This window comes from Streptomyces racemochromogenes (assembly GCF_044129415.1).
GTDB classification, from domain to species: Bacteria; Actinomycetota; Actinomycetes; order Streptomycetales; family Streptomycetaceae; genus Streptomyces; species Streptomyces racemochromogenes_A.
Genome location: NZ_JBBDHD010000201.1, coordinates 1 through 8,586, shown reverse-complemented (window position 1 = coordinate 8,586; position 8,586 = coordinate 1). Strand labels below are relative to the sequence as shown.

The 8,586-nt window shown below is 75.1% G+C and carries 7 protein-coding genes; 2 read left to right on the top strand and 5 right to left on the bottom strand.

Annotated elements, in window-relative coordinates; all coding sequences use genetic code 11:
• Window positions 1-210: 210 nt before the first annotated feature.
• Genes WDV06_RS35025 through WDV06_RS35005 form a run of 5 tightly spaced genes read right to left on the bottom strand, consistent with a single transcriptional unit; the run spans window position 211 to window position 5,879 of the window.
• Window positions 211-1,521: a DUF58 domain-containing protein gene (locus tag WDV06_RS35025; RefSeq protein WP_395513855.1), complete on the bottom strand. Its 1,311-nt coding sequence runs from the start codon at window positions 1,519-1,521 to the stop codon at window positions 211-213.
• On the bottom strand, window positions 1,521-2,483 hold the full coding sequence (locus WDV06_RS35020; RefSeq protein WP_395513854.1) for an AAA family ATPase: 963 nt from the start codon (window positions 2,481-2,483) through the stop codon (window positions 1,521-1,523). Before WDV06_RS35020 ends, WDV06_RS35025 begins: the two co-directional genes overlap by 1 nt.
• On the bottom strand, window positions 2,480-3,964 hold the full coding sequence (locus WDV06_RS35015; RefSeq protein WP_395513853.1) for a DUF4350 domain-containing protein: 1,485 nt from the start codon (window positions 3,962-3,964) through the stop codon (window positions 2,480-2,482). The genes WDV06_RS35020 and WDV06_RS35015 overlap by 4 nt, the downstream gene beginning before the upstream one ends.
• Window positions 3,961-4,632: a DUF4129 domain-containing protein gene (locus WDV06_RS35010; RefSeq protein ID WP_395513852.1), complete on the bottom strand. Its 672-nt coding sequence runs from the start codon at window positions 4,630-4,632 to the stop codon at window positions 3,961-3,963. Before WDV06_RS35010 ends, WDV06_RS35015 begins: the two co-directional genes overlap by 4 nt.
• 8 nt (window positions 4,633-4,640) lie before the next feature.
• The gene (locus WDV06_RS35005; RefSeq protein ID WP_395513851.1) at window positions 4,641-5,879 is read right to left on the bottom strand and encodes a hypothetical protein; all 1,239 of its coding nucleotides are present in this window, start codon (window positions 5,877-5,879) and stop codon (window positions 4,641-4,643) included.
• A gap of 234 nt (window positions 5,880-6,113) precedes the next feature.
• Between WDV06_RS35005 and mtrA the strand changes: the two genes are divergently transcribed.
• Window positions 6,114-6,803, top strand: coding sequence for a two-component system response regulator MtrA (gene mtrA / locus WDV06_RS35000; protein ID WP_351886995.1), 690 nt, complete (start codon window positions 6,114-6,116; stop codon window positions 6,801-6,803).
• A gap of 70 nt (window positions 6,804-6,873) precedes the next feature.
• Window positions 6,874-8,586 (top strand): MtrAB system histidine kinase MtrB (mtrB, locus tag WDV06_RS34995; protein ID WP_395513856.1); only part of this gene is annotated, 1,713 nt, incomplete at its 3' end.

Below are 8,586 nucleotides of genomic sequence, written 5' to 3'. Positions count from 1 at the left end.
AGAGTAGGACGCCGCCGAACAATCATTGTGGGAAAGCCCCGCACCAGCTCTGGTGCGGGGCTTTTCTGCGTTTACGGCCTGCATGCAGACGCTGGGTGCTCCAGGGTTTCCGGCGCCCGTGCGGCTGCGTACCTACGAGGACGAGTGGCTGATCGTCTGGTACCAGACGATCCCCCACCGTCATCGTGTCGACCTGAAGCGCGTCGACCTCTAGAGCCGGCCCGCCGCTTTCAGGGACAGGTAGGTGTCCGCGAGGGTGGGGGCCAGGGTGTCCGGGGTGGCGTCGACGACGTGGACGCCGTGGCGGGAGAGCTGGTCCGCCGTGCGGTGGCGCTGGGACTGGGTCTGGGTCGCGGCGGCCGCCTCGTAGACCGCGTCCACCGAGCCGCGGGAGGCGGCCATCGACGCGATGTGGGGGTCGGCGACCGAGGCCAGGACCACCGTGTGGCGCTGGGTCAGGCGGGGGAGGAGCGGGAGCAGGACCTCTTCCACGGGGGCCGCGTCCAGGCTCGTCAGGAGGACCACCAGGGAGCGGCGCGGGGCGCTGCGGAGGATGGTGGAGACCAGGTGGCGGGAGTCCGTCTCGACCAGTTCGGGTTCGAGGCCGGCCATCGCGTTCACGAAGGCCGGCAGGACGTCGGCGGAGGCGCGGCCCTGGACGAGGGCGCGGGTGCGGCGGTCGTGGGCCAGCAGGTCGACGCGGTCGCCGGCGCGGGTGGCGAGGGCGGCCAGCAGCAGGGCCGCGTCCATGGCGGAGTCCAGACGGGGGGCGTCGCCGACGCGGCCGGCCGAGGTGCGGCCCGTGTCCAGGCAGATGAGGATGTGCCGGTCGCGTTCGGGGCGCCAGGTGCGGACGGCGACCTTGGGGCGGCGGGCGGTGGCGCGCCAGTCGATGGAGCGGGTGTCGTCGCCGGGGACGTAGTCGCGGAGGCTGTCGAACTCGGTGCCCTCGCCGCGCGTCAGGACGCTGGTGCGGCCGTCGAGTTCGCGCAGGCGCGCGAGGCGGGACGGGAGGTGCTTGCGGCTGGTGAACGGGGGCAGGACGCGGACCGTCCAGGGGACGGTGTGGGAGCCCTGGCGGGCGAGGAGGCCCAGCGGGCCGTACGAGCGGATCGTGACGCGGTCCGCCCGCCGGTCGCCGCGCCGGGTGGGGCGCAGGCGGGTGGTGAGGCGGCGGCGTTCGCCGGCGGGGACGGTGACCTCGTGGCGGGAGGCGGCGGCTTCCGTTCCCGGCGTCCAGCTGCTGGGGGGCCAGGCGTCGCGGACGCGGGCGCGGAGCGGGCGGGTGCCGGGGTTGGTCACGGTGAGGTGGACGTCGGCGGTCTCGCCGAGACGCACCGAGGTGTCGCCCGAGCGGGCCAGGCGCAGGGTGCGGACGGGCGCGGCGAGGGCGTAGTCGACGGCGCAGGCCAGGCCGATGGTGCCGTTGACGGCGAGGAGGCCCGTCCAGCTCGGTTCGAGGAGGCCGACGGGGAGGCTGCCGAGGGCCGCCAGGAGGGCGGCGCGTCCGGTGAGGGCCATCAGCGGGGGACGGGGACGTGGCTGAGGATCGCCGTGATGACGGAGTCGGCTGTGACGCCCTCCATCTCGGCTTCCGGGCGGAGCTGGACGCGGTGGCGCAGGGTGGGCAGTGCGAGGGCCTTGACGTCGTCGGGGGTGACGTAGTCGCGGCCGGTGAGCCAGGCCCAGGCGCGGGAGGTGGCCAGCAGGGCGGTGGCGCCGCGCGGGGAGACTCCGAGGGTGAGGGACGGCGATTCGCGGGTGGCGCGGCAGAGGTCGACGACGTAGCCGGTGATCTCGGGGGAGACGGTGACGTGGGTGACGGCCTCGCGGGCGGCTTCGAGTTCCCGTGCGCCGGCGACGGGGCGGATGCCGGCGGAGTGCAGGTCGCGCGGGTCGAAGCCGGCGGCGTGCCGGGTCAGGACGCCGATCTCGTCGGCCCGGGAGGGCAGGGGGACGTTGAGCTTGAGCAGGAAGCGGTCGAGCTGGGCCTCGGGGAGCGGGTACGTGCCCTCGTACTCGACGGGGTTCATGGTGGCGGCGACGAGGAAGGGCTCGGGGAGCTTGCGGGGGGTGCCGTCGACGGTGACCTGGCGCTCCTCCATGGCCTCCAGGAGGGAGGACTGGGTCTTCGGGGGCGTGCGGTTGATCTCGTCGGCGAGGAGGAGGTTGGTGAAGACGGGGCCGTCCTGGAAGGAGAACTCGGCGGTGCGGGCGTCGTAGACCAGGGAGCCCGTCACGTCGCTGGGCATCAGGTCGGGGGTGAACTGGACCCGCTTGGTGTCGAGTTCGAGGGAGGCCGCGAGGGCACGGACGAGGAGGGTCTTGGCCGTGCCGGGGACGCCTTCGAGGAGGACGTGGCCGCGGCACAGGAGGGCGACGACCAGACCGGTGACGGTGGAGTCCTGGCCGACCACGGCCTTTGCGATCTCGGTGCGGAGCGCTTCCAGGGAGGAGCGGGCGCTGTCCGTGGTGGCCGTCATGAGGTACGGACCTCTCTTTCGAGGGCGTCGAGGTGGTCGGCGAGCGCGACGAGTGCCGCGTCGTCGGCGGGAGTGGGGCCGAAGAGGAGGGTGGTGACGTCGCTTCCGGCGTCGGGGGGTGCGGGCAGGCGGGCGGAGACGGCGGCGGTCAGGGCCGTCGGGTCGTGGGCCTGGGAGGCGGGTACGCCGACCAGCGCGGCGAGGCGTTCGCGGGCGGCGGCGCGCAGCACGGTGGCGGCGCGGTCGCGGGCGGAGGCCTTGCGGTAGAGGCGGGCGCGGCCTTCGGTGGTTTCGGAGGCGCGGATGGCGACGGGCAGGTCCTCGGTGACGAGGGGGCCGAGGCGGCGGGCGCGCCAGAGGGCGGCGGCCGCGGCGGCGGCGAAGAGCTGGAGCAGGGCCCAGTACCAGCCGGGCGGGACGAGGTCGAGGAGGCTCTTGTCCTCGGCGGGGCCGTCGGCGGGCATGTCGGCGAGGGTGGGCAGGTACCAGACGAGTTCGGGGCGGGAGCCGAGGAGTTGGAGGGCGAGGGAGGCGTTGCCCTCCTCGGTGAGGCGCCGGTTGAGCAGGATGCGCTCGGAGCCGAGGAGGACGGTGTCGCCGCCCTTGGTGGTGCCGGGCAGGACGAGGACGGTGGCGTGGCCGTCGCTGGGGTAGCAGCCGGTGGCGCCGGGGAGGTCGGTGGTGTAGCGGAGGCCGTCGCCGGTGCCGGCGCGTCCGGCGGTGGTGGCGGTGGGCAGGGTGCAGGCGGGGTCGAGGTCGCGTTGGTGGGCGAAGCCCCGGGTGCGGGCGGCGGGGGCCAGCTCGGGGAGGACGGTGCTGCTGGGGGCGACGAGGACGGTGCGGCCGCCGGAGAGGTCGATGGCGGAGCGGATGGCGCGGCGCTGGGGTGGGCCGAGGAGGTCGGGGTCGGCGACGAGGAGGGTGGTGCGGGGGCCGGCCGCGGCGGCGGCCTCGTCGGCGTTGGTGACGACGCGGGTGGTGACGCCGCGTTCCTTGAGGAGCTGGGCGAGGGCGCGGCTGCCGTCGCGGTCGGCGGAGCGGGGGTCGAGGCGGCCGTGCCGGTCGCCGGCCTGGAGCCCGGCGAGGGCGACGGCGGCGGCGAGGAGGACGGCGAGCGCGAGGAGCAGCCCGCGGGCCCGGGTCCAGAGCTGGGCGGGGGTGAGGGCGGCGGAGGTGGCGGCCCGCCCGGCCCGTCCCCGGGCCGGGTCGGCGGGGCCGGGTGCGGGGGTGGCTCCGCCGGGCTCGGTGGCGTGGGCGCGGTCGGGCGCGGGAGCGGTGGGGGCCGGCGCGGTGCCCGGGGTGGCGGGGGTCCGGCCCGGGCGGGGTGCGGGGGCGGTGACGCCGTCCGACGGGTCGGTCGCGGCCCGGCCGGGCGGCTCGGTGGCGGCCCGGTGGGGTCCCGTGGGGGTGGGACTGGGCTCCGTCGCGGCTCCGCCGGGCTCGGTGGCGTCGCCTGGGGGCGGGGGCTGGTGGCCGGTCATGGGGTGGGGCCCGTCAGGGTCGGCTTCGTGCGGTCCAGGGTGAGGTCGAGGGTGCGCAGGCGGGCGTAGGTGTCGGGGTCGGCGGTGCGGCCGCCGTACGTGACGTCGTCGAAGGCGCGGGCGGCGGCGCGGAGCTCGTCGGCGTGGGCGGGGAGGGAGCGGGAGGCTTCGGCGGCGGCCTCGTCGGCGGTACGGCCGGGGCGCGGGTCGAGGAGGGTGCGTTCCTCCAGGGAGCGGACGACGGCGCGCATGCGTTCGCGGACGGCTTCGTTCCAGCGGCCGGCGGCGGCGTGGGCGTCGGCGGCCGCGCGGTGGTCGGCGGCGCTGCGCGGGCCGTCGTCGAAGAGGGCGGTGGCGCTGCGGGCGGCGCGGCGGGGGGTGCCCAGCCGCCACCAGAGGGCGGCGACGGCCAAGGCGACCACCAGGGTGATGGCGAGCAGGCCGAGGCCGCCGCCCGGGGTGGCCCCGGAGGCGCGGTCGAAGAACTCGCCCAGCCACTCCCAGAAGCGGTCCAGGGCGCGCTGGAGCAGCCCCGGCTCGTCCTGGTGGTAGATGGGCTTGGCCAGCTCGCGCTCGGCCGCCTCGCGGGCGGCCTCGCGTCCGGTGGTCAGCGGTGGTGTGTCGCCGCCCGCGGTGGCGGCGATGGTGATGGGTCCCCCCGTCCTCATGCGGCGCGTCAGCCTCCGGTGGGGGCGGTGGGGGAGGTGCTGTCGTAGCCCTCGACGCCGGCGGCGCGGGCGAGCTCCAGGTCGAGGGCCTCGCGGCGGATGCGCTGGTCGATATAGAGGAGGGTGGTGACGCCCGTCTGCATCGGGGTGGTGACGGTGGCGGCGATGACCGAGCCGATGCCGGAGATGATCAGGACGGTCCAGTTGCGGGCGGCGGAGCCGTCGAGGAAGCCGCTGAGGCCGCCGGGGGCCGTGGCCACGGCGATGGCGGCGAAGGGCATGACGATCACGGTGGAGGTGATGGTCCGGATCACCCAGGTCAGCAGGCTGATGCCGAAGACGCGCCACCAGGAGCCCTTGACCAGCTTGGCGGAGCGCTTGAGGGCGGTGATCGGCGTACCGCGTTCCAGCATCAGCGCGGGCGGGGCCAGCGCGAAGGTCACGTAGAACCAGGCGAGCAGCACCAGTCCGACGGGGACGCCGAGGGCGGCCAGGGCGGCGCTGCCGACGAGGAGGCCCGGCAGGGCCGGGAGCAGGCCGGCGGCGAGGGCGCCGAGCATGAGCAGGCCGGTGAGGCCGAGCATGCGCGGGGCCAGCGGGCGTACGGCCTGGAGGGTGCCGCCGAGGGTGGAGGTGCGGCCGAGGACGGCGCGGCTGACGGCGGGGGCCAGCAGGGCGGTGACCAGGATCAGGCCGAGGAGCTCCAGGTAGTACTGGAAGCCGTACAGGAGGCCGGTGTCGCCCAGGGCGCGGACGGCCTCGCGCGGGGTGGCGGGCTCGGTGGAGGGCAGCGGGAGGCTGTCCATGGTGAGGCGCTGGGCGGCGAGCAGGGCGATCTCGGTCAGGGCGGCGACGACGAGGCTGATGGAGAGCACGGAGCGCCAGTGGCCGCGCAGGGTGGCGACGGCGCCGTCCAGTATCTCGCCGAGGCCGAGGGGGCGCAGGGGGATCACGCCGGGCTTGGCGGCGGGCGGCGGGCCGCCCCAGCCGCCGCCGGGGTTGCCGTGGGCGTAGGGGGTGGCGGGCTGCTGCCCGGGCGTGGAGGGGTACGAGCCCCAGCCGGCGCCCTGCTGCGGCGGGGGCGGCGGGGTCTGGCCGGCGGCGGGGCTGCCCCACTGGCCCGGCGGCGGCTGGGCGGCGGACCACTTGGAGGCGCCGGCGCCTTCCGAGGGCGGCTGCTGGGCGGCGTCGGGGCCCTGGCCGTCGGACGGGGATCCGGGCGCGGCCCAGCCCGGAGAGTCGTTCATCGTCGCTCCTTCACGTGCACCTGCCGTGGCGGGCGCGCTGGTCGGCTGTCATCGTGCCATGGGGAGGCCCGGGAAGGACCGGCCGTCCCCTGGAACCCCGTCCGCTCGTCCCTTCAATTGTCGCGCGGATCCGGGGCAGACTGTCCGTCCTGATCTCCACGCAGGTCCGAGGGGCGATTTCCAGCCCTTTTGGCTGTGGGACAGCTCACCGCCAGGTAACGATTGGCTAATGGGATGATGTCAACCATGAAGGGACGCGTCCTCGTCGTCGACGACGACACCGCGCTGGCCGAGATGCTCGGCATTGTGCTGCGTGGAGAAGGTTTTGAGCCGTCGTTCGTAGCGGACGGTGACAAGGCACTGGCTGCCTTCCGGGAGGCCAAGCCGGACCTGGTGCTGCTCGACCTCATGCTGCCCGGACGGGACGGCATAGAGGTGTGCAGGCTGATCCGCGCCGAGTCGGGCGTGCCTATTGTCATGCTCACCGCCAAGAGCGACACGGTGGACGTCGTCGTGGGCCTGGAGTCCGGTGCCGACGACTACATCGTCAAGCCGTTCAAGCCGAAGGAGCTGGTCGCCCGCATCCGGGCGCGCCTGCGCCGTTCGGAGGAGCCCGCGCCCGAGCAGCTGGCCATCGGTGACCTGGTCATCGACGTGGCCGGGCACTCGGTCAAGCGCGACGGCACCTCCATCGCCCTGACCCCGCTGGAGTTCGACCTGCTGGTCGCCCTCGCGCGCAAGCCCTGGCAGGTCTTCACCCGCGAGGTGCTGCTGGAGCAGGTCTGGGGCTACCGGCACGCCGCGGACACCCGCCTGGTGAACGTGCACGTGCAGCGACTGCGCTCCAAGGTCGAGAAGGACCCCGAGCGCCCGGAGATCGTCGTGACGGTGCGCGGTGTCGGCTACAAGGCCGGACCCAGCTGACGTGCAGTCCGGCAAGGCCCGGAGCGGCTCCCGCCGGGGAGCCCTGCGGGGCGGCCGGCAGCTCCGTCAGATGGCCGACGGAGCCCCCGGCGGCCCCCTGCTGCGGCTGTGCGTACGCCTCGTGCGCCGGCCGCTGCTGCCGGCTGTCCGCATATGGCGGCGCAACATCCAGCTGCGGGTGGTCGCCGCGACCCTGCTGATGTCGCTGGCGGTCGTCCTCGCGCTCGGCTTCGTCGTCATCGCCCAGGTCAGCAAGGGCCTCCTCGACGCCAAGGAGGAGGCCGCGCAGAGCCAGGCCGCCGGCGGGTTCGCGGTCGCACAGGAGAAGGCCAACACCCCCTCCGCCTCGGACGCGGCCGACGCCGCCGACAACAAGGTCGGCCGCGACGCCAGCACCTGGATGAACTCGCTCGTCAAGCAGCTCGCCAGCGGCGGGCAGACCGCCTTCGAGGTGGCCGCGCTCGGCGCGGGCACCGGCGAGCAGGCCCCCACCAGCCAGGGCGTCAAGGGCGCCCGCGCCTCCGGCAACGTCGACCCGACCGCCAGCGTCCCGCTGGACCTGCGCAAGGCCGTCAACCACAACACCGGCACTTTCAAGACGTTCTCGCAGATCCGCTACACCGCCGGGACCGGCAAGCACCCCGAGCCGGCCCTGGTGGTCGGCAAGCGGCTCACCGACATCAACGGCGACCCCTACGACCTGTACTACCTCTTCCCGCTCACCCAGGAGGAGGAGTCCCTCAACCTGGTCAAGGTCACCATCGCCACCGCCGGCGTGTTCGTGGTCGTGCTGCTCGGCGCCATCGCCTGGCTCGTCGTACGCCAGGTCGTGACCCCCGTCCGGATGGCCGCCGGGATCGCCGAGCGGCTCTCCGCCGGCCGGCTCAAGGAGCGGATGAAGGTCACCGGCGAAGACGACATCGCACGCCTGGGCGAGGCCTTCAACAAGATGGCGCAGAACCTCCAGAACAAGATCCAGCAGCTGGAGGAGCTGTCCCGGCTGCAGCGCCGCTTCGTCTCGGACGTCTCCCACGAGCTGCGCACCCCGCTGACGACCGTCCGCATGGCAGCCGACGTCATCCACGACGCCCGCGTCGACTTCGACCCGGTGACCGCGCGCTCCGCCGAACTGCTCGCCGGACAGCTCGACCGGTTCGAGTCGCTCCTGGCCGACCTGCTGGAGATCAGCCGCTTCGACGCGGGCGCCGCCGACCTCCAGGCCGAGCCCATAGACCTGAGGGACGTCGTCCGCCGGGTCATCGACGGCGCCGAACCGCTCGCCGAGCACAAGGGCACCCGCATCCGCGTCCTCGGCGACACCCAGCCCGTCATCGCCGAGGCCGACCCCCGGCGCGTCGAGCGGGTGCTGCGCAACCTCGTCGTCAACGCCGTCGAGCACGGCGAGGGCCGCGACGTCGTCGTCCGCCTCGCCTCGGCCGGCGGGGCCGTCGCCGTCGCCGTCCGCGACTACGGCGTCGGCCTCAAGCCCGGCGAGGCCACCCGCGTCTTCAACCGCTTCTGGCGCGCCGACCCCGCCCGGGCCCGCACCACCGGCGGCACCGGCCTGGGCCTGTCCATCGCCGTCGAGGACGCCCGGCTGCACGGCGGCTGGCTCCAGGCCTGGGGCGAGCCCGGCGGCGGCTCCCAGTTCCGCCTCACCCTGCCCCGTACCGCCGACGAGCCGCTGCGCGGATCCCCGATCCCGCTGGAGCCCGAGGACTCCCGGGCCAACCGGGCCCGGGCCGCCGCCGACGCCGCGGGCCGCGCGGCCGCCGCCGGCGGG

Excerpts from the sequence above, each read along its gene's own strand:
- mtrA (WP_351886995.1), top strand. The coding sequence starts at position 6,114 with ATGATGTCAACCATGAAGGGACGCGTCCTCGTCGTCGACGACGACACC.
- WDV06_RS35010 (WP_395513852.1), bottom strand. The coding sequence starts at position 4,632 with ATGAGGACGGGGGGACCCATCACCATCGCCGCCACCGCGGGCGGCGAC.
- WDV06_RS35005 (WP_395513851.1), bottom strand. The coding sequence starts at position 5,879 with ATGAACGACTCTCCGGGCTGGGCCGCGCCCGGATCCCCGTCCGACGGC.
- WDV06_RS35015 (WP_395513853.1), bottom strand. The coding sequence starts at position 3,964 with ATGACCGGCCACCAGCCCCCGCCCCCAGGCGACGCCACCGAGCCCGGC.
- WDV06_RS35025 (WP_395513855.1), bottom strand. The coding sequence starts at position 1,521 with ATGGCCCTCACCGGACGCGCCGCCCTCCTGGCGGCCCTCGGCAGCCTC.
- WDV06_RS35020 (WP_395513854.1), bottom strand. The coding sequence starts at position 2,483 with ATGACGGCCACCACGGACAGCGCCCGCTCCTCCCTGGAAGCGCTCCGC.